Source organism: Pseudomonas sp. P5_A2_2 (genome assembly GCF_054177685.1).
Map to the genome: position 1 here is coordinate 1 of NZ_JBGCUL010000027.1, position 20655 is coordinate 20655.

General features: G+C 61.4%; 18 protein-coding genes. 9 read left to right on the forward strand and 9 right to left on the reverse strand.

From position 1 onward, the window contains the following. Positions 1-188 precede the first annotated feature (188 nt). Positions 189-1019, forward strand: coding sequence for an alpha/beta fold hydrolase (locus tag ACXRVY_RS04980; protein WP_223462373.1), 831 nt, complete (start codon positions 189-191; stop codon positions 1017-1019). Positions 1020-1131: 112 nt separating this feature from the next. Beyond that, the gene (codA, locus tag ACXRVY_RS04985) at positions 1132-2376 is read left to right on the forward strand and encodes a cytosine deaminase (RefSeq protein WP_223462374.1); all 1245 of its coding nucleotides are present in this window, start codon (positions 1132-1134) and stop codon (positions 2374-2376) included. 111 nt (positions 2377-2487) lie between these two features. Here codA and ACXRVY_RS04990 read toward each other — a convergent pair whose 3' ends face one another. Next, positions 2488-3480 (reverse strand): diaminopimelate epimerase, encoded by a 993-nt coding sequence (locus ACXRVY_RS04990; RefSeq protein WP_223462375.1) that lies wholly within the window; start codon positions 3478-3480, stop codon positions 2488-2490. A gap of 165 nt (positions 3481-3645) precedes the next feature. Here ACXRVY_RS04990 and ACXRVY_RS04995 point away from each other — a divergent pair, with 165 nt between their 5' ends. Next, positions 3646-4797, forward strand: coding sequence for an MFS transporter (locus ACXRVY_RS04995; protein ID WP_223462376.1), 1152 nt, complete (start codon positions 3646-3648; stop codon positions 4795-4797). A 175-nt stretch (positions 4798-4972) separates the two neighbouring features. Here the strand turns inward: ACXRVY_RS04995 and ACXRVY_RS05000 are convergent, their stop codons facing one another. From ACXRVY_RS05000 to ACXRVY_RS05010, 3 genes are read right to left on the reverse strand one after another with little or no spacing between them, the layout of a single operon-like run. Continuing rightward, positions 4973-5881, reverse strand: a complete 909-nt coding sequence (locus tag ACXRVY_RS05000) for a LuxR C-terminal-related transcriptional regulator (protein ID WP_223462377.1) — start codon at positions 5879-5881, stop codon at positions 4973-4975. Then, a complete protein-coding gene (locus tag ACXRVY_RS05005) occupies positions 5878-7296 on the reverse strand; it encodes an aminotransferase (protein ID WP_223462378.1) in 1419 nt (472 codons plus the stop codon). Before ACXRVY_RS05005 ends, ACXRVY_RS05000 begins: the two co-directional genes overlap by 4 nt. A 39-nt stretch (positions 7297-7335) precedes the next feature. After that, positions 7336-8442, reverse strand: a complete 1107-nt coding sequence (locus ACXRVY_RS05010) for a polyamine ABC transporter substrate-binding protein (protein WP_223462379.1) — start codon at positions 8440-8442, stop codon at positions 7336-7338. 216 nt (positions 8443-8658) lie between these two features. Here ACXRVY_RS05010 and ACXRVY_RS05015 point away from each other — a divergent pair, with 216 nt between their 5' ends. Both ACXRVY_RS05015 and ACXRVY_RS05020 read left to right on the forward strand, forming a co-directional pair. Continuing rightward, positions 8659-9441, forward strand: coding sequence for an enoyl-CoA hydratase-related protein (locus ACXRVY_RS05015; RefSeq protein ID WP_458237076.1), 783 nt, complete (start codon positions 8659-8661; stop codon positions 9439-9441). Then, complete coding sequence (locus ACXRVY_RS05020; protein WP_223462381.1) at positions 9438-10619, forward strand: acetyl-CoA C-acyltransferase family protein; 1182 nt, start codon at positions 9438-9440, stop codon at positions 10617-10619. Before ACXRVY_RS05015 ends, ACXRVY_RS05020 begins: the two co-directional genes overlap by 4 nt. A 109-nt stretch (positions 10620-10728) precedes the next feature. On the opposite strand, the gene ACXRVY_RS05025 is transcribed toward ACXRVY_RS05020, so the two are convergent. After that, positions 10729-11871, reverse strand: coding sequence for an MFS transporter (locus ACXRVY_RS05025; RefSeq protein WP_223462382.1), 1143 nt, complete (start codon positions 11869-11871; stop codon positions 10729-10731). A gap of 99 nt (positions 11872-11970) precedes the next feature. On the opposite strand from ACXRVY_RS05025, the gene ACXRVY_RS05030 reads away from it, so the two are divergent. The 3 genes from ACXRVY_RS05030 (at position 11971) to ACXRVY_RS05040 (ending at position 15545) form a co-directional block, all read left to right on the forward strand. After that, entirely contained in the window at positions 11971-12735 is a 765-nt protein-coding gene (locus ACXRVY_RS05030; RefSeq protein ID WP_223462383.1) for an AraC family transcriptional regulator, read from the forward strand. Positions 12736-12834: 99 nt separating this feature from the next. Continuing rightward, positions 12835-13956 carry an HlyD family secretion protein gene (locus ACXRVY_RS05035; RefSeq protein WP_223462384.1) on the forward strand — a complete coding sequence of 374 codons (1122 nt, stop codon included), beginning with the start codon at positions 12835-12837 and terminating at the stop codon, positions 13954-13956. Continuing rightward, positions 13953-15545 (forward strand): DHA2 family efflux MFS transporter permease subunit, encoded by a 1593-nt coding sequence (locus ACXRVY_RS05040; RefSeq protein ID WP_223462385.1) that lies wholly within the window; start codon positions 13953-13955, stop codon positions 15543-15545. Before ACXRVY_RS05035 ends, ACXRVY_RS05040 begins: the two co-directional genes overlap by 4 nt. Before the next feature lie 12 nt (positions 15546-15557). On the opposite strand, the gene ACXRVY_RS05045 is transcribed toward ACXRVY_RS05040, so the two are convergent. The 4 genes from ACXRVY_RS05045 to ACXRVY_RS05060 form a co-directional block, all read right to left on the reverse strand. Beyond that, a complete protein-coding gene (locus ACXRVY_RS05045; RefSeq protein ID WP_046043133.1) occupies positions 15558-15998 on the reverse strand; it encodes a carboxymuconolactone decarboxylase family protein in 441 nt (146 codons plus the stop codon). Positions 15999-16247: 249 nt separating this feature from the next. Beyond that, positions 16248-17690 carry a mechanosensitive ion channel family protein gene (locus tag ACXRVY_RS05050; protein ID WP_223462386.1) on the reverse strand — a complete coding sequence of 481 codons (1443 nt, stop codon included), beginning with the start codon at positions 17688-17690 and terminating at the stop codon, positions 16248-16250. A 166-nt stretch (positions 17691-17856) separates the two neighbouring features. Beyond that, entirely contained in the window at positions 17857-18540 is a 684-nt protein-coding gene (locus tag ACXRVY_RS05055; RefSeq protein ID WP_223462387.1) for an isochorismatase family protein, read from the reverse strand. Positions 18541-18633: 93 nt separating this feature from the next. Next, the gene (locus ACXRVY_RS05060; RefSeq protein ID WP_223462388.1) at positions 18634-19500 is read right to left on the reverse strand and encodes a pirin family protein; all 867 of its coding nucleotides are present in this window, start codon (positions 19498-19500) and stop codon (positions 18634-18636) included. 104 nt (positions 19501-19604) lie between these two features. Between ACXRVY_RS05060 and ACXRVY_RS05065 the strand changes: the two genes are divergently transcribed. Then, positions 19605-20513, forward strand: coding sequence for a LysR family transcriptional regulator (locus tag ACXRVY_RS05065; RefSeq protein ID WP_223462389.1), 909 nt, complete (start codon positions 19605-19607; stop codon positions 20511-20513). Positions 20514-20655 lie beyond the last annotated feature (142 nt).

Consider the following 20655-nt stretch of genomic DNA (forward strand, 5'->3'; position numbering starts at 1 on the left):
ACCTGTGGGAGCGAGCTTGCTCGCGATGACGGCGGCACATCCAACATCGATGTGCCTGACCCACCGCTATCGCGAGCAAGCTCGCTCCCACAGGAAATGCGCTTAGTCTGAAATCAAGAAAACAGCCTTCATCGGCTGTTTTTTTATGCCTATGCTTTTCACCTCGCCCCCGCCAAGAGGAAAAGCCCATGACTGACTGGCCGCTGGATCAGGTCTTTGCCTTCAACGGACATCAGGTGCGCTACGCCATGCACGGCGACGGCCCGCCGCTGGTGTTCGTGCATGGCACGCCGTTTTCTTCCTGTGTCTGGCATCGGATCGCGCCGTATTTCACGGCCACTCACCGCGTCTACTACTTCGATCTGCTGGGCTATGGGCAGTCGGCGCAACCCGACGCCGATGTCTCGCTCGGCGTGCAAAACCAGTTGCTGGCACAGTTGCTGGAACATTGGGGCCTGGATCGCCCCGACGTGGTGGCCCACGACTTCGGCGGCGCCACCGCCCTGCGCACGCATCTGCTCAACGGCAAGGATTACCGCAGCCTGACGCTGATCGACCCGGTGGCGCTAACGCCCTGGGGTTCGCCGTTCGTGCAGCATGTGCGTCAGCATGAGGCGGCGTTCAGCGGACTGCCCGATTACATCCAGCGCGCCATCGTGCCGGCCTATATTCGCGGGGCAATCCAGCGCGAAATCCCCGATGCCGAACTCGCCCCCTACGTGCAGCCATGGCTGGGAGAGCCGGGGCAAGCGGCGTTCTATCGGCAGATCGCGCAGATGGACGAGCGTCATACCCGTGAAGCTGAGGGGCTGTACCCGACGATACGCTGCCCGGTGCAGATTCTCTGGGGTGAAGACGATCAGTGGATTCCCATCGAACGCGGGCGCGCGCTGCACCGGATGATTCCAGGGTCGCAGTTTTATCCCGTCGCCAATGCCGGGCATCTGGTTCAGGAAGATGCACCTGAAGCGGTCATTGCTGCCTTGATGCGCTTTTTGCACCTGCAAAAAATTTCCTGAACAAACCCAATCCCACATTGGTTCTACAGTGATCAATGTCACTGGCGGGGACCGCCACTGGCGAGCTAACGTAGAGGTATTGCCTACACGATTCGCTAAAAGGACTCGCCCGATGCACATCATCAATGCCCGTCTGCGCAACCAGGAAGGCCTGCATGAGTTGTACCTGAAAAACGGCCTGATCAGCAGCATCACCCGCCAGATCGAAGCCCCGACCCTGGGCCCCGACGATCTGGATGCCGGCGGCAATCTGGTGGTGCCGCCCTTTGTCGAGCCGCACATCCACCTCGACGCGACCCTGACCGCCGGTGATCCGCGCTGGAACATGAGCGGCACGCTGTTCGAAGGCATCGAGTGCTGGGGCGAACGCAAGGCGACCATCACCCTTGAGGACACCAAGACCCGGGCCAGGAAAACCATCCAGACCCTCGCCGCCCACGGCATCCAGCATGTGCGCACCCACGTCGACGTCACCGACCCGCAATTGACCGCGCTCAAGGCGATGCTCGAAGTGCGCGAGGAAAGCCGGCATCTGGTCGATATGCAAATCGTCGCGTTCCCCCAGGAAGGCATCGAGTCCTACCGCAATGGTCGAGAATTGATGGAGGAAGCCATCCGCATGGGCGCGGACGTGGTGGGCGGCATCCCGCATTTCGAATACACCCGCGACCAGGGCGTCAGCTCGGTGAAGTTCCTGATGGACCTGGCCGAACGCAGCGGTTGCCTGGTGGACGTGCATTGCGACGAAACCGACGACCCGCATTCGCGTTTTCTCGAAGTGCTCGCCGAAGAGGCCCGCAGCCGCGACATGGGTTCGCGGGTGACGGCCAGCCACACCACGGCCATGGGCTCCTACGACAACGCCTACTGCGCCAAACTGTTTCGCCTGCTCGGGCATTCGGGGATCAGCTTTGTCTCCTGCCCCACTGAGAGTATCCACCTGCAAGGGCGCTTCGACAGTTTCCCGAAACGCCGGGGCGTGACCCGGGTCAACGAGCTACTGGAAGCGGGCATGAACGTGTGCTTCGGCCAGGACTCGATCGTCGATCCGTGGTATCCGCTGGGTAATGGCAACATTTTGCGGGTGCTGGAAGCCGGGTTGCACATCTGCCACATGCTCGGTTATCGCAACCTGCAAAGTGCGCTGGACCTGGTGACGGACAATAGCGCCAAAGCCATGAACCTCGGCAATCGCTATGGCCTGGAGCGCGGGCGACCGGCGAACCTGCTGATTCTGTCGGCAGAGAGTGATTACGAGGTGATCCGCAGCCAGGGGTTGCCGTTGTACTCGATACGCGATGGCAAAGTGTTGATGAAGCGGACGATGCCGGTGGTGGAGTTCAGTGGGCTGAGCTGAAATTTGCACTGACTGGACTGGCCCCATCGCGAGCAGGCTCGCTCCTACAGTGGTTATATGTCGTTCACAAAACCTGTAGGAGCGAGCCTGCTCGCGATGGCTATTTCGAAGTCAATCGATCATTCGAGCCGTACCAAACAGGCTGACCCGACTCAATTCCCCCAACTCTTCCTCCAGCAAGATCGGCGCCGTGCCACCCGGCATCGTCACCTTGACCTCCCCGGCGCCGACCCAACCTGCCCGCCAGGCCGCACAGGCCACCGCGCTGGCACTGGTCCCCGACGACGCCGTCGGCCCCTCGCCCCGCTCGAATACCCGTGCGGCGATGTGCCCTTCGGACACGCGCATTGCCCATTGCAGATTGATCCCCGCCGGACAAGGTTTGCCTGCACCAACCGGCATGGCATAGGCAATCCGCGTCAGCCCCTCACCCAGCGCCGGCTCGCGCATCTGCTCGTTGCTCGGCAGGTCCTCGGCACTTTCCACCAGCGTCACGCAATGGGGATTGCCGACCCGCGCGAACTGGCTGCGCGACCATGCACTATTGAGTACCGCCAATTGTTCAACGTGGCTGAGTTCGCGACCATTGAACACCACCGCTTCAACCCCGTGAGCACTGACCGACGACGGCCCGAATCCCGGCTGGCCCAAGTCGAGCCAGAAACCCTTTACGCCATCGACCTCTGCGGCTTTCACCGAAGTCTGCCCCGGCGAAGGTGTATCAGCCTTGTCGTGATGAACCCTGAGCAGACAGGCTTCGTTCTTTGGCAACAACCCTTGGTCGCCGAGGGCCTGAGAAAAAATTGTCAGCCCATTGCCGCTGCGCTCGGCCAGGGTGCCGTCGGTATTGACGATCAACAGATCAAAGGGTGGCGAGGACTGAAACGGTCCGACCAGCAAACCGTCGCTGCGATGATCCTTGCTGCCGGGTGGTTGCGTGCCGGGTGCCCAGTTGCAGCATGCGTCGATGGCCGCCACTGTCCATGCCTGCCGGGTTTGTGCGGCGAGGCTGGCCTGATGGGGCAGGTCGATGCCCTGGCGGCGCAGTTCTTCGGGCGCTACCACGATGTAAATATTACCCCGTGCATCGTACCTCTGCGCCATGGCGCCCTCCGTGTGTCATTGGTATGGCTCAACATATCGCGAAAGACACCGGCGCTGTGCAACGATGTCGCTTTGTTTCAACGCAAAACTTCCGGGCGCTGATCGAACCCTCACCGGTCGATCACTGTCCGTTGAGGACGTGACGTTTTTTTGCCAGGGATTGATATGACCAGCCTCAACAGTCAAACCACCTTCGTTCCCGGACGCCTGGAACAAATGTCCACGCGCATCGCCTTTTTCATCGCCGGGTTCGGCATCGCCGCGTGGGCGCCGCTGGTACCCTATGCCAAGGCCCGGGCCGGGCTGGATGAAGGCACCCTGGGATTGTTGCTGCTGTGCCTGGGGGTGGGTTCGATCCTGGCGATGCCGTTGGCCGGCATCCTGGCCTCGCGTTTCGGCTGCCGGCGGGTGACGGCCGGCGGCACCCTGCTGATCTGTGCCGCCCTGCCGCTGCTGGCGACGGTGTCAACGATTCCGGCCTTGATTGCGGTGCTGTTCATGTTCGGCGCGGGCCTGGGCACGGTGGATTCGACAGTCAACCTGCAAGCCGTGATCGTCGAGCGCGCCAGCGGCAAAAACATGATGTCGGGTTTCCATGGCTTGTTCAGCCTGGGCGGAATTGTCGGTGCGGCGGGTGTCAGCGGGTTGCTTGGCCTGGGGATTTCCCCGCTGGGGGCCACGTTGGTGGTGATCGTGATGCTGCTGATCGCGCTGGCCAAGGCCGTGCCGCATCTGTTGCCCTACGGCAGCGAGAGTTCGGGGCCGGCGTTTGCGGTTCCCCATGGCATCGTCCTGTTTATCGGCGGCATGTGCTTCATCGTGTTCCTCGCCGAAGGCGCGGCGCTGGACTGGAGCGCGGTGTTTTTGGCGCAGGAACGCGGTATAGACACGGCGTATGCGGGGCTCGGGTATGCGGCGTTTGCCTTGACCATGACCGCCGGGCGTTTGACCGGTGACAAAATCGTACGGCGGTTGGGCGCGACGCGGGTGATTGTATTCGGCGGGCTGACGGCTGCCGCAGGCTTGTTCCTGGCGACGTTCGCACCGAGTTGGGAAGCCGCATTGGTGGGTTACGCGCTGCTGGGTGCCGGTTGCTCGAACATCGTGCCGGTCCTGTACACCGCGGTCGGCAAGCAGACGGTCATGCCCGAAAGCATCGCCGTGCCAGCCATTACCACCCTGGGCTATGCGGGCATTCTGGCGGGACCGGCAGTGATCGGCTTCATCGCCCACGGCAGCAGCCTGAGTTTTGCCTTTGCCTTGATGGCGCTGTTGCTGGTGGCGGTGGCGATTGGCGGGAAGGTGTTGAAGGTCTGAAAAGCTTCGCTGGCAAGCCAGCTCCCACAGGGATCACACGGCACCTGTGGGAGCGAGCTTGCTCCGGGCGGCGTTCCGACGATGAGGGCGTGTCAGCCAACATCATTGGTCCTGACAGATCGCCATCGCGAGCAGGCTCGCTCCTACAGAGGTATCGGCAGGCCAAAAATTTTGGTCAGTGCCTGCGCAACCACTCGATAAACAGCGCAAACAACTCCGACTGCGAGCCCACCTCCAGCTTCAGGTACAGGTTCTTGCGGTGCATGCGCACGGTTTCCGGTGAGATGTTCATCTGGCTGGCCGTGGATTTCACCGAATGCCCGCGCAACACCATGTGCGCCACTTGCCGTTCGCGCTCAGTCAGCAACTCACAACCGAAGTTCTCGAACGCCGCCTGCACGCGATGCTTGAGATCATCGCGCTTGCCTTGCTCGTTATCGCGCTCAATCCCGGTACTGCGCAGCAGTCCACGTTGGCTGAATTCGCTGATGAATTCACGCACCAACGGCTCTACGGCACGCAACAGATTCAACTGTTCGACGCTCAGGCATTCACCGCCAAAACCTTGATAGAGGCTGACCGAAATCTTCGTGTCATTGCCGGTATCGACGATGTAGTAGCTGTCTTCCGAGCAGCCCGCCTTCAGGTAATAGGATTTGTAGTAGTCGCTATCGAAGAAGTTGTCCGGGGCAATTTCCTCCAGGTGATAGAAGCCTTGCGCCAAGCCCTGCTCCACCGCCAGGCAGAACGGGTCGAGCAAATAGCCCCCGGAAAAATATCGCTCCAGAATCGAGACCTGATACTCCTGGGCAATCCCGCGCTGATGCAGTAACTGGGGCGCGCGGTCCTTGCGCTCCAGGCTGATCATCATCGACTCCACGGACACCAGCTGCGCCAACGCTGACGCCAGGTGTTGCAGGGCGTCAGGCCCGTCGATATGGGCGAATGCCTCGCGCATTCCCCCATGCCATTTGTGCAATGCCCCGAAGGGCATCGCGATCAGCGTATCGTCGTCTGGTTTGCTCATGCCCCGCAGTCTAGCGGCTGGGCACGCCCTTGGTAACAGCCTGACTGACGAAATCATTGGCCTGCGTACTGTCCGCTCGCTTCAAGCTCGGCGGCCACTTCCAGAATGCACTCGCGCAGGGTCTCGACGATTTCATCGACCTGGGCGAACGTCAGGATCAACGGTGGCGACATGACGTTGAGGTGCATGATCGGCCGCACCAGCAAGCCCCGGGCCTGGGCCCGCACGTGGATTTTCTCGCCGATGTTGATCTCGTCGGGGAACAGTGCCTTGGTGCGTTTATCGGCAACGAACTCCACACAGGCCATGAGTTTCTGGCAGCGCACATCCCCCACCAGCGGCAAGTCCCGCAGGGTTGCCAGGCGCTCTTCCAGATAAGCCCCCACCGTATCGACATGGGCCAGCAGGTTTTCCCGCTCGATGATCTCGATGTTCTTCAGCGCCGCGGTGCAGCACACCGGATGCCCGCTGTAGGTGAAGCCGTGGGTGAAGCAGCGGCCCTTGCCCGGCTCGGCGATGACCTTCCAGATGCGCTCGGAAAAGATGCACGCACCCAGCGGCAGGTAAGCCGAGGTCAGGCCCTTGGCGGTGGTGATGATGTCGGGCTGCACGTCAAACACATCATGGGAGGCGAAGAACTTGCCCAAACGCCCGAACGAGGTCACCACTTCGTCGGCGACGAACAGGATGTCGTAGCGCTGGCACACATCCCACATACGCTTGAGGTAACCCTGGGGCGCAATGATCACCCCGCCCGAGCCCATGATCGGTTCGGCGAAGAATCCGGCGACCTTGTCCGCGCCAATCGAGAGGATCTTGTCTTCGAACTCCTTGACCAGGAACTCGAGGAACTGCGCTTCGTCCATACCATCGGGTGCACGGTACGGGTTCGGGTTGGAGACGTGGTGGATCAGCGGGTTGGCGTAATCGAACTCCGGCACCCGGTCGGCGGCCTTGTTGCCGATCGACATGGTCAGGGTGGTGGAGCCGTGATAGGCGTTGAACCGCGCAATGATGTGCTTCTTCTCGGGTTTGCCACGGCAGTTCTGGTAGTACTGGATCAGCCGGTACGCAGTGTCCACGGCGGTGGAGCCGCCGGTGGTCAGGAACACGTGGTCGAGGTCGCCGGGAGCGAGGCTGGCGAGTTTTTCGCACAGCTGGATCGCCACGTTGTTCGACATGTCGGAAAACGGATTGGAATAGGCCAACTGGCGTACCTGATCGGCGATGGCTTCGGCCATTTCCTCACGGCCCAAACCGATGTTGGTGCACCACATGCCGCCCACCGCATCGAGAAAGCGGTTGCCCTGGGTGTCGTAGATGTAGGCGCCATCGCCAGCGACAATGTTCAGCGAGCCTTGTTCTGCGTGTTCGTCGAACACGTGATAGCCGTGCATATGGTGAGCCTTGTCGGCCTTGACCAGCCGGGACTCGTCCGCTGGGGAAAAAACGCTGCGTGTTGGCGTCGCCATAAATAATCCTCTAACCGAATTGACTAACGTTCGAACCCATCAGATGCCGCTTTTCACGGTGCTCCAGACCCGGGTAATCGCCCGCATGTCCTTGGCGTCCTGGGTCTTCTGCGGGAACAGCCGCTCGCGGGTTTGCGCGTCGGGGTAGATGGCCGGGTTGTCGCGCACAGCGGCGTTCAACAAGGGCGTAGCCGCGGCGTTGCTGTTGGCGTAATTGATGAAGTCGCTCACGTCTGCCATCACCTGCGGTTGCATCAGGAATTCGAGAAACTTGTGGGCATTGGCGACGTGGGGCGCGTCGGCCGGGATGTACAGGTTGTCGAACCAGATCAGCGAGCCTTCCTTGGGGATGAAGTACGCCAGGTCGATCTTCTTCTTGGCTTCCGCGGCGCGGGCCATGGCGGTGGCGTAGTCGCCGGACCAGGTCATGGCCACGCACACATCGCCGTTGGGCAGGCTGGTCAGGTAATTGACCGAGTCGAACTTGCGGATGTACGGCCGCACCGACAGCAGCAAGTCCTGGGCGGCTTTCAGATCCTCCGGTGCGGCGCTGCGTGGATCACGCCCCAGGTACTTCAGGGCCATGGGGATGACTTCGGTCGGGGCATCGAGCAGGGTCACGCCGCAGTCAGCGAAGCGCGAGACGATCTTCGGATCGAAGACCATCGCCAGCGAACCGATCGGCGCATCCGGCATGCGTTCCTTGATCTTGTCGACGTTGTAGGTGACCCCGTTGCTGCCCCAGGTGTACGGCGCCGAATAGGTGGTGCCCGGATCATACCCTTGTAAATCCTCCAGGACTTTCGGGTCCAGATTGGTCCAGCCCGGCAGCAGCTTCTTGTCCAGCGGTTGGAACACCTTGGCCTTGATCAACGGCGGCGCGAGGGAGGCGTTCAACACGATCAGGTCATAACCGGAATGGCCGGTGAGCAACTTGGCCTGCACCGTTTCATAAGAATCGAAGGTGTCGTAGACCACCTTGATACCGGTGGCCTTTTCGAAATCGGCCACGGTTTTTGCACCGATGTAGTCCGCCCAGTTGTAAAGCCGCAGCGTCTTGCTGTCGTCCACCTGAGCGGCGTAGGCATTCAATGTCAGCGGTACAACAAACAGACTGGAAATCACCTTAAGCAGCGTCTTGCCCATAGCAAATGCACCTTATAGCGAGTTCGGCTCTGGATGAGCGGATGCCTTCACTATTGGTGGATTCGCCGGGCGCGGCCATACCCCGAATGGGTGTGTGTCGCCTTTGGCTCACCGGCATGGCAAAAAGCGGCAGTGCAGTTGACCCGTTTTGCCATAGATCCGGGGTTTGTCCGGCGCTTAAAGTGGCAGCCCTGAACCGACCCTGCAGAGCCTGCGATGACCGACCTGATCAAACACGAGCGACGCGACGGCGTGTTGACGCTGACCGTCGACCGCCCGGACAAGCTCAATGCGCTGAACAACGCCATGTACACGCACCTGGCCGACCTGTTGCAGGCCGCCGACGAAGACGCGCAGACCGGCGTGATCATCATCACTGGCGGCCCGACCTGCTTTACCAGCGGCAATGATCTGGTGGATTTCCTCCAGCACCCGCCCACTCATCTGGATGCCCAGGCAGTCCACCTGATGAAGGTCGTTACGCGCCTGCAAAAACCGCTGATCGCGGCAGTCTGCGGGGCGGCCATCGGCATCGGCACCACGTTACTGCTGCATTGCGATCAGGTGCTGGTCACCCGTAACGCCAAGCTGCGCATGCCGTTCGTCAACATCGGCCTGTGTCCCGAATTCGGCGCCAGCCTGCTGCTGCCACGCCGGCTCGGCCATGCCCGTGCAGCTCGTCTGCTGTTGCTGGGTGACGGTCTGGATGGCAATGACGCGGTGAACTGGGGCATTGCCAACGAAGCCTTCGACGATGGCGAGCAATGCCTGGCGGCGGCGCAGAAAATCGCCCAACGCTTTTTGGCGATGCCCCAGCAAGCCTTGCGTCAGTCCCGTCAGTTGATGAAGCAGGCTTCCCTGGCCGAACTGGAAACCACCCTGCGCGAAGAAAACACGCTGTTCATTCAGCGCTTGAATACCGACGAGGCGAAAACCGCCTTGAGCGCCCTGCTCAATCGCAGTACAGACAAGAATCCACCGAAAGGAAACCAGCCATGAACACTCCGGAAATCTACGTCGTCAGCGCCGCCCGTACCGCCATCGGTACCTTCGGCGGTTCGCTCAAGGACGTGCCACTGGCCGACCTCGCGACCACGGCCGTGAAAGCCGCCCTGGAGCGAGCCGCCGTGGACCCGGCGCTCGTTGGCCATCTGGTGATGGGCAACGTGATCCCGACTGAAACCCGCGATGCCTACATCTCCCGCGTCGCCGCGATGAACGCCGGCATTCCGAAAGAAACCCCGGCCTACAACGTCAACCGCCTGTGCGGTTCGGGCCTGCAAGCGATCATCAACGCCGCCCAGACCCTGATGCTCGGCGATGCCGACATCGTCGTCGGCGCCGGTGCCGAATCCATGAGCCGCGGCCCGTACCTGATGCCGGCCGCCCGTTGGGGTTCGCGCATGGGCAACGCCCAGGTCATCGACTACATGCTCGGTATCCTGCATGACCCCTTCCATGGCATCCACATGGGCATCACCGCCGAGAACGTCGCCGCGCGCAACGGCATCACCCGCGAAATGCAGGACGCCCTGGCCCTGGAAGACCAGCAACGCGCGGCCCACGCGATTGCCAACGGCTACTTCAGCGAGCAGATCGCGACCGTGGAAATCCAGGATCGCAAAGGCGTTAAACTGTTCAGCGTCGACGAACATCCGCGCGCCACGTCCCTGGAACAACTGGCGGCGATGAAGCCAGCGTTCAAGAAGGACGGCTCAGTCACCGCCGGCAACGCCTCGGGTCTCAACGACGGTGCAGCGGCACTGGTCATGGCCAGCGGCAACGCGGTCCAGGCCAACAACCTGAAACCCCTCGCCCGCCTGGTCAGTTACGCCCACGCCGGCGTCGAACCGGAATTCATGGGCCTGGGCCCGATCCCGGCCACCCGCCTGGCGCTCAAGCGCGCCGGCCTGACCGTCGCCGACCTGGACGTAATCGAAGCCAACATCGCCTTCGCCGCCCAGGCCTGTGCAGTGAGCCAGGAACTCGATCTCGACCCGGCCAAGGTCAACCCGAACGGCTCGGGCATCGCCCTGGGTCACCCAGTGGGCGCCACCGGCGCGATCATCGCCACCAAGGCCATCCACGAATTGCACCGCACCGGCGGCCGTTATGCGCTGGTGACCATGTGCATCGGTGGTGGCCAGGGGATTGCGGCGATTTTCGAACGCACCTAAGCAATAGCAGTAAAAAAGGCCGGTGATCGCGCTGATCACCGGCCTTTTTCATTCCAGTAAACCAGTAGCGATTCTATGTGGGTACGAGCTTGCTCCCACATAGACCTCTTCAACCGACGCAAATCCGCGCATGACGGGCTCGTCCGGCAATCACCATCGCCAGCACAGCGCATACCATCAAGGTTTCACCCAGTGCTTGCCCCCACGCCACGAGCATCAGCCCGCCACCGATCAACAAGTAATACAGCAAACCAAACAATGCCCCCGCCGTACCCAGTCGATCGCCATAGTTGACCAGGGCTGAACCAAGGATGTTCGGGATGGCCATGCCGAAGGCCAGCACCACCAACAACATCGCCAGCACGAACAGCACACTGTCCTCCATCAGCCAGACGAAACTGGCGCCAAGCAATGTCAGTGATCCCGACATCTGGATCAATTGGGCACCACTCAACCCTCGTTGCAACAGCCTCTTGTTGAGCCAGGCGCCAAGGCCGGAACCCAGGGCCAGGATGACGCCACTGTAGCCGAACATTTGCGCACTCAGCCCCAGCCGCTCAAACATGAAGGGCCCCAGGCTGTAGTAGCTGAACAGGGCAATGTTGAAGGTTGCTACCAACAACGTCGAACGCCAGATATCGCGATCCCGGAGCATTTGCCACAGTGTCTCGAACAGCGCGGGCGAAGCCACCTGCCGTGGGCGGGTTTCCGGTAAAACCCGCAGGCACCAGAACCACAGTCCAACCGATAGCACCAGAAGCCCTCCCGGCACGCCTGGATAACCGAAGCCTTGCACCAGGCTTGCGCCGGTGAACAGCCCAATGGCCGGGCTGGCAGCCAGTGCGATGCCCATGACCGAAAACACCTGGGCCAGTGCCGCCCCCTTGAAGCGGTCGCGCAACAAGGTTTGCGTAACGACCGAGCCCACCGCTGCGCCAAAGGCGGCCAGGCCTTGGGTCGCCAACAGTGCATCGAATGTGCTGACACTGAGCGCCATCAACGAAGCAGCGGCGTACAGGGCGAACCCGGCAAGCATCGTCGGGCGACGCCCGATCAGGTCGCACATCCGGCCCCACACCACCACACCGAACGCGAACGCCAGGAAATACACGGAAAGCATTTGCGCCGACGCCTGCGGACCGACGCCGAAGACCCGGGCAATGTCCGCCAGCGCCGGGCTATAAATGGATTGCGCCAACTGCGGGAACATCAGCAGCGCGACAGCCAATACCACGATTTTCCTGTCATCCATCACGACTTCACTCCTGAAAGAAACTGCGATGCAGCTTAAGAAGTCGTGACTGACGTAATATCAAGATTCTGCCAATTTATAGTTGAAATCGGACAACCCATGGCCTGGCTCGACGCCCACGCACCCTTCGATCCCGACAGCTTCACCGCACCGGTTGTCGGCATCGCCGCCACCCTCGGCGTTCACGATTCGGGCATGCATCGACATCAACGCGGGCAACTGCTGTTCACCCGCCAGGGCTGTACGCGCATTACCCTGGCGCAGCAGCTGTGCCTGTTGCCACCCTCGCGCGCGGCCTGGATTCCTTGCGGTGTGGCCCATCGCGCCGTGATGCAACAGAGCGTCGATTACCGTTCCATTTACCTGAGCCCCGCGTTATGCGCGGACCTGCCGCAACAGGTCTGCGTGATTGAAGTCAGCCCGTTGCTGCGGGTCGTGCTGGAGTCGATAGCCCACGCCAGCTTCGACACCGCCTGGCAGCAGGGAAAATACGTCCATCTGCTGGGACTGTGCCTGAGCGAAATTCGCGACGCGGCCCGTCAGCCCATGCTGCTGCCGTTGCCGACTGACAAGCGTCTGGCACCACTGCTCAACAACGTGGAGAAGCTGCCGCCCCAACTTCAGGTGCTGCAGGATCAAATCGGTGCCAGCGGCCGAACCATCGGACGAATCTTCCAGCGCGAGACCGGCATGAGCTATCAGCAATGGCGGCAACAGTGGCGCTTGATGCGCGCCATCGAATTGCTCGCGACGGGACGAAACATCGGCTACAGCACCTTTGAACTGGGATTTGCCAGTGACAGCGCGTTCATCGCGTTCTTCAAGGACATGACCGGCCTCACCCCCGGCGACTGGCTGAAATAACACCTGACGACCGGCAGCAAAAACCACTTGCCACGAAATATTACATACATCATATTACATCCGTAATAATTAACCCCCCGCTCCAACAGGTAATCCTCCATGACCAGCATGTCCACCGTTGAACCCGACCTGGCTGCCCCGGTGACTGCCGCCAAGCCCCCCCTGCTCAAACGCCTGCTTTTGCCCGCCGTGGCAATCGCAGCGCTGGTATTGGCCGGTGTGTATGGCGCGCATTGGTGGAGCGCCGGCCGCTTCATCGAGGAAACCGACGACGCCTACATTGGTGGTGACGTAACAGTGATCGGGCCGAAAGTGGCGGGTTATATCGACGAAGTGCTGGTGACCGACAATCAGAAGGTCAAGGCCGGCGACGTGCTGATCCGTCTCGATTCGCGCGACTACCGCGCCAACCTGGCCAAGGCCGAAGGCGCCGTGGCCGCCCAGGAGGCCTTGCTGGCCAACCTCGATGCCACCGAACAACTGCAACAGGCCGTCATCGGCCAGGCCCGTGCCGGCATCGACGCCGCCGGTGCGGAAGCTGACCGTTCGCGGGATGACGATGCCCGCTACAAAAAACTGGTGACCACCAACGCCGTCTCGGTGGAAAGCGCCCAGCGGGCCAACGCCACGTTCAAGACGGCCCAGGCCCAAAGCAACCGCGCCCAGGCTGAACTGCTGGCCGCGCAACGCCAGTTGAATGTGATCGACACCCAGAAACAACAAGCCCGGGCCGCCTTGATCCAGGCCAGGGCCGAGCGCGATCTGGCGCAATTGAATGTCGGCTACACCGAACTGAAGGCACCGGTTGACGGTGTGATCGGCAATCGCCGGGCACGGGTCGGCGCCTATGCCCAGGCCGGCTCGCAATTGCTCTCGGTGGTGCCTTCCAGCGGATTGTGGGTCGATGCCAACTTCAAGGAAGACCAACTGGCGCACATGGTGCCGGGGCAACGGGTGGTGATCCATGCCGATGTGCTGTCGGGTCAGGAGTTCCACGGTCACCTGGACAGCCTCGCCCCCGCCAGCGGTTCGCAATTCAGTGTGTTGCCACCGGAAAACGCCACCGGCAACTTCACCAAGATCGTGCAGCGGGTGCCGGTGCGGATTCACCTCGATCCGGCCGACAGCGTACTCGGCCACCTGCGTCCGGGGTTGTCGGTCACCGCTGAAGTGGACACGCGCAAGGAGCCTGAAGCGCCAGCCGTGGCCAGCGCGCCATGAGCCGCGCCCTCGCCGCCCCGGCGCAACCGTTCAATGCCGCGAACATGGCGACGGCGACCAAGGTCTTCGCCTTTGCCAGCATGTGCATCGGCATGTTCATTGCGCTGCTGGATATCCAGATTGTCTCGGCTTCGTTGCGTGACATAGGCGGCGGGCTCTCCGCCGGCACCGACGAAACCGCGTGGGTGCAAACCAGTTACCTGATCGCCGAAATCATCGTGATCCCGCTGTCGGGCTGGCTGTCCCGGGTGTTCTCGACGCGCTGGCTGTTCTGCGCGTCCGCCGTGGGCTTCACCCTGACCAGCCTGCTGTGCGGCGTGGCCTGGAACATCCAGAGCATGATCGCCTTCCGTGCCCTGCAAGGGTTTCTGGGCGGCTCGATGATCCCGATGGTGTTCACCACCGCGTTCGTGTTCTTCACCGGCAAGCAACGGGTGATCGCCGCCGCGACCATCGGCGCGGTGGCCTCATTGGCACCGACCCTGGGGCCGGTGATCGGTGGCTGGATCACTGACATATCGTCCTGGCACTGGCTGTTCTACATCAACCTGGTCCCCGGCATCTTTGTCGCCGTGGCCGTGCCGATGCTGGTGAAAATCGACCAGCCGGAACTGTCGCTGCTCAAAGGCGCGGATTACTTGAGCATGGTGTTTCTGGCGCTGTTCCTCGGCTGCCTGGAATACACCCTCGAAGAAGGCCCGCGCTGGAACTGGTTCAGCGACCGCACGATCCTGACCACAGCCTGGATCAGTGGCCTGGCCGGCCTGGCATTCATCGGCCGGACCTTGCATGTAGCCAATCCGATTGTCGATTTGCGCGCCTTGAAGGATCGCAACTTCGCCCTTGGCTGTTTCTTCTCGTTCGTCACCGGCATCGGCCTGTTCGCCACCATTTACCTGACGCCGCTGTTTCTCGGCCGGGTGCGGGGCTATGGAGCGCTGGACATTGGACTGGCGGTTTTCTCCACCGGGGTGTTCCAGATCATGGCGATTCCGCTGTACGCCTTTCTGGCCAACCGCGTCGACCTGCGCTGGATCATGATGACCGGCCTTGGGCTGTTCGCCTTGTCGATGTGGGATTTCAGCCCGATCACCCATGACTGGGGGGCCAAGGAACTGATGCTGCCGCAAGCCTTGCGCGGGATTGCCCAGCAACTGGCGGTGCCGCCCGCGGTGACGCTGACGCTCGGTGGCCTGGCGCCGGCGCGGCTCAAACATGCGTCGGGGTTGTTCAACCTGATGCGTAACCTGGGTGGGGCTATCGGCATCGCCGCGTGTGCGACCATTCTCAATGACCGTACCAACCTGCATTTCACCCGGCTGGCGGAGAACCTCAACAGCACCAACGAGGCGCTCAACCAATGGCTGTCCCAGGTCGGCAACAATTTCGCCACCCTCGGCCAGAGTGGTGACGCCGGGGTCACCGCCAGCCTGCATCAACTATGGTTGCTGACCTACCGCGAAGCCCAGACACAAACCTATGGCGATGCGTTCTTGATGATCATGGTCTGCTTCATCGTCGCCACGGCGATGGTGCCCTTGATGCGCAAAGTGCAACCACCGGCCGCGCCGAGTGCCGATGCGCATTGATGCTTGTGCGGGTCAGGCCTGAGGCATTTTTCGGAAGCCGATGGCCAGGCGATTCCAGGCGTTGATGGTGGTGATGGCGACAGTCAGGTCGACCATTTCCTTGGCATCGAACTGTGCGGTAGCCAGTTCATAGTCTTCGTCCGGGGCATGGGTCTGACTGATCAGGGTCAGAGACTCGGTCCAGGCCAGTGCGGCGCGTTCACGCTCGGTGAAGAACGGCGTTTCGCGCCAGGCCGACAGTGTGGCCAGGCGACGCTCGGATTCACCGCCCTTGCGCGCATCGGCGCTGTGCATGTCCAGGCAGAAGGCGCAGCCGTTGATTTGCGAGGTACGCAGCTTGACCAGTTCGATCAGGTTTTTTTCCAGCGGCAGTTTCGACACCGCTGTTTCCAAAGCGATCATCGCTTTGAGGGCGTCAGGGGACGCGGTGTAGAAATCGATACGGGTTTTCATGGCGTGCTCCAGGGCAAGTGGGTGTGCCACTACGTTAGTCCCGCGGCCGGTTTACACAAATAGCCAATTTTTCAGAAGTCGAGGAGGCCACTGGCGCGGGTGTGATGGATTTCACTCTTCACTTTTGGTGAGTTCACTGCCGTCATCGCGAGCAAGCTCGCTCCCACATTTGACCGCACTTCCCTGTGGGAGCGAGCTTGCTCCGGGCGGCGATCCGACGAGCCGCGCAGCGGCCATTCACCACCGAGTTCAAACCCGATTGCGCAACCACTGCAAAAAGCCCTTTTTCGCCACCGTCACCGGCAACTCCTGGGTCAGGGTTTTCGCTTTGTGCAGCCGGTAATCGAGCAAGGCCTGCATCGCATCGTTGATGTCGTGGCGGGCATCCAGGCACGGCTTGAGGTATGACTTTTCGATGCGGTACAGGCCACAGAAGGTCTTGGCGGTAAACCGCGCCGGCACCGAACTGTCGGTCAGAATGCCGGCCTCGCCGATCACTTCCCCCGGCCCCATGCGCCCGGATTCGAATGGCGCTCCGTGGCGCAACAACGTCACCGAGACCACACCGGACTCAATGATGAACAAGTGATCACTGACCTCCCCCGCCTCCAGGATCGTTTCCCCGGCGCGGAACGATTGCAACGTCATGTTCTGGCTGAAGGTCTCTTTCTCTTCCTGGCGCAAGGTGGAGAAAATCGGCGAGCTGTCGAGCAACGCCCGGGGCCGCGACAGGTTGCCCGACGGATTGGGCTCCACGCTCGACAGCAGGTTGACGCCGGACGCCTGCAAGTGCCGGTAGGCCAGGTCGAACAGTTGATTGCGCACCGAACGCTTCTCGTCCATCGACGCGACAAACCCGCTGATTTCATAGACCACTCCGGTGTTGCTGGCATTTTTCAGGCCGACACTCGGCGACGGTGTCTCCAGCAGAAAGCGGCAGCCCTGCATGGCCCGCTCCAGGGCTTCGATCACCGTGTTCGGTCGCGCATGCGGGCTCACTTCCAACGAGACGGAAATGCCGAACATATCGTTCGGCCGACTGAAGTTGATGATCTTGGCCTTGGCGGCCAGGGAGTTGGGTATGACCGCCATGCAACCCTGGGAGGTCTGCAGGCGCGTGGCACGCCAGTCGATATCGGTGACCCGGCCTTCCATGCCATCGATGGAGATGTAGTCATCCAGTTGGTAGGGTTTGGTGGTGTTCAGGACGATCCCGGAGAACACATCGCTGAGGGTACTTTGCAAGGCCAGGCCGACGATGATCGCCAACGCACCGGACGTCGCCAGCACGCCCTTGACCGGCAGATCGAGTACATAGGCCAGGGCGGCAATGATCGCGATCAGGAAAATCACCGCTCCGAGCAAATCCTGGAGCAATCGCCCGGTATGCCCCACCCGTTGCATCATCACCGCGCCGATCAGCACCGTCAGCATCCGCGCGCCGAACAACCACCAGCCGATCTGCAGTCCGGTGGCCGCCAGGTGCAACGGTACGTTGTCGGCCCAGGGCGGCGGCTCCATCGGGTTCAGGCCTTCGTTGAACAGCAGCAGGCTGTATAGCGCGAAAATCGTGACCCGCAACAGAAGCTTCCAAGGGTTGCGGTTGTCACCGATTAAACGCCACAACCCGAGGTCAATCAGGATCAGCGCCATGGCGCAGATCAATGGGTGTTCGGTGAGGAAAGACAGCATCAAGCAACTCCAGCCAGGGCTAATAACGCGAAGATCGCACAGATTGGCCATAGTGTAGGAGCAATTGATTTGGCGGGATGAACACCCTCCCAAAAACACCACAAAACCAATGTGGGAGCGAGCTCGCTCCCACAGGGGCCAGGCGAAATCGGCGTGGGGTCACCGGTCAGCGCTGGGAGTCCAGCGCCTCGTGTTCGTTCGCTACTTGCTGGGCCTTGAGGTAACTCTCGATCAGCAACTGATAATGCGGCATGGCCTGGGCGTAGACAGCGGCCCACTGTTCGGCATCCGGACGGTTCCACGAACCTTGCAGTTCGGATAACGTCGCCATGATGTCGATCGGCACCACCCCGGCCTGGGCCAGACGGGCAACGGTCAGCTCGGTGGCCAGTTTCGAGTGGTTGCCGGAGGCGTCGACCACGGCAAACACCTTGTAGCCTTCATGCACGGCGGCGATGGACGGGAACGCCAGGCACACGCTGGTCAAGGTGCCGGCGATCACCAGGGTTTTCTTGCCGGTGGCTTTGACCGCCGCGTGAAACTCCGGGTTGTCCCAGGCGTTGATTTCACCTTTGCGCGCCACGTATTGCGCATGGGGTGCGGCCTCGTGGATTTCCGGGATCAACGGCCCGTTCGGCCCCTGGGGAACGGAAGCGGTAGTGATCACCGGCATCTTCAGCAGGGTCGCGGCCTTGGCCAGGGCAATGGCGTTGGCGCGCAGTTGGGGCACGTCCATGTCCTTGACGATCTGGAACAGTCCGCTCTGGTGATCGATCAACAGCATCGCACTGTCGTTGGGGTCGATGGTCGGTTTCTGGCCGTTGAAGTTGGCCGCGTAGACAGTGTTCATGTGCGTTTCCTCTTTCTTTTGGGCAACAGCCATCCCTGGCCTGAAAACCGGCCTACTCATCCTGTGTAGAGTCGGGTGTAAAAGCGCTGCGAATTAAGCGTGCATCCGGCCGAATCGACCGGACTGGAAGTCGGCGAAGGCCTGGTGAATCTCCTGCTCGGTGTTCATCACGAACGGCCCGTGACCGACGATCGGTTCATCGATCGGCTCGCCGCTGAGCAACAGCACTACAGCATCTTCGCTGGCTTCGAGGGTCATCTGTTCGCCCTTGCGGTCGAACAGGGCCAACTGCCCCTGGCGCACCGACTCCAGGCCATTGACCTGAACCGTGCCGCGCAAAACCACCAGTGCGGTGTTGCGCCCTTCATGCAGATCCAGCGTGAGCAACTTGCCGGCATTCAAACGAATGTCCCACACGTCGACCGGGGTAAAGGTGCGCGCCGGGCCTTGGTGACCGTCGAACTCACCGGCGATCAGGCGCAGGCTGCCGGCGTTGTCCTTCAAGGCGATGTTCGGGATGTCGCCGTCGAGGATCGTTTGGTAACCGGGGTCGGCCATCTTGTCCCTGGCCGGCAGATTGACCCACAGTTGCACCATCTCCAGGGTGCCACCGCTCTTGGCGAAACCCTGGGAGTGAAACTCTTCATGCAGGATCCCCGAGGCAGCGGTCATCCATTGCACATCGCCGGGGCCGATCTTGCCGCCACTGCCGGTGGAGTCCCGGTGCTCCAGTTCGCCCTTGTAAACGATAGTCACGGTTTCGAAGCCACGATGAGGATGCTGACCAACGCCACGTCGTTCGGTGGTCGGGGTGAATTCAGCGGGGCCGGCGTGATCCAGCATCAGGAACGGGCTGATGTGTTTGCCCAGGTTGTCGTAGGAAAACAGCGTGCGAACCGGAAAACCGTCGCCAACCCAATGGGCCCGTGGACTGGTGTAGATACCGATGATGTTTTTCATGGTGTCTCCTAATGAGGTGAGTGAAGCCATGGACAGAGCTTAAAACCGTGACCTTTGCTGCGCTAGACTGCAAAAATCAGCTTTAGCGTTCTATTTGGAGAACGATGGTGGAAGACCTCAACACCCTCTACTACTTCACCCAGGTAGTGGAGCATCACGGTTTCGCCGCAGCGGGCCGGGCGCTGGACATGCCCAAGTCCAAGCTCAGCCGACGCATTGCCGAACTCGAAGAACGCCTCGGCGTACGCCTGCTGCATCGCACCAGCCGGCATTGCTCGTTGACGGAAATCGGCCAGGCCTACTACCAGCGCTGCCTGGCCATGCGCGTGGAGGCGGAAAGCGCCGCCGAACTGATCGAGCGCAACCGCTCCGAGCCCCAAGGCCTGGTGCGTGTCAGTTGCCCGACGGCGCTGCTCAATTCCTGGGTCGGGCCGATGTTGACCCGCTACATGCTCAAGTACCCGCTGGTGGAGTTGTTCATCGAGAGCACCAATCGCCGGGTCGACCTGATTCACGAAGGCTTCGACATTGCCTTGCGGGTACGCTTTCCGCCGCTGGAAAACACCGACATGGTGATGAAGGTGCTGGGCAACAGCACCCAGAGCGTGGTCGGCAGCCCGGCCTATTTATCGCGCCTGTCGACACCGGTCTCCCCGGCCGACCTCAGCGGCTTGCCGAGCCTGCACTGGGGTGCGGCGCAGCGCGAATATCAGTGGGAACTGTTCGGTGCCGATGGCAGCACTGCAATGATTCGTCACGCGCCGAGGATGGTCACCGATGACCTGTTGGCGTTGCGCCATGCGGCGGTCGCCGGGATCGGCATCGTGCACCTGCCCAGTGTGGTGGTGCGCGATGAAATCGCTGCCGGGCAACTCGTGGAGCTGGTGCCGGGCTGGGCGCCGAAGAGCGGTGTCATCCATGCGATCTTTCCTTCGCGTCGGGGCTTGCTGCCATCGGTGCGCACGTTGATCGATTTTCTTGGGGAGGAATTCAGTCGTAGTGATATTGCCTGAAGGCAGCTACAAGCTTTCAGCTGCAAGCGGAAAGTTGATGGGGTAAGGCTTCAGAACGAGTCGCGGCCTTCGCTGGCAAGCCAGCTCCTACAGGGTTTGCGCAAACCCAGTAGGAGCTGGCGTGCCAGCGGAGGCCGCGACT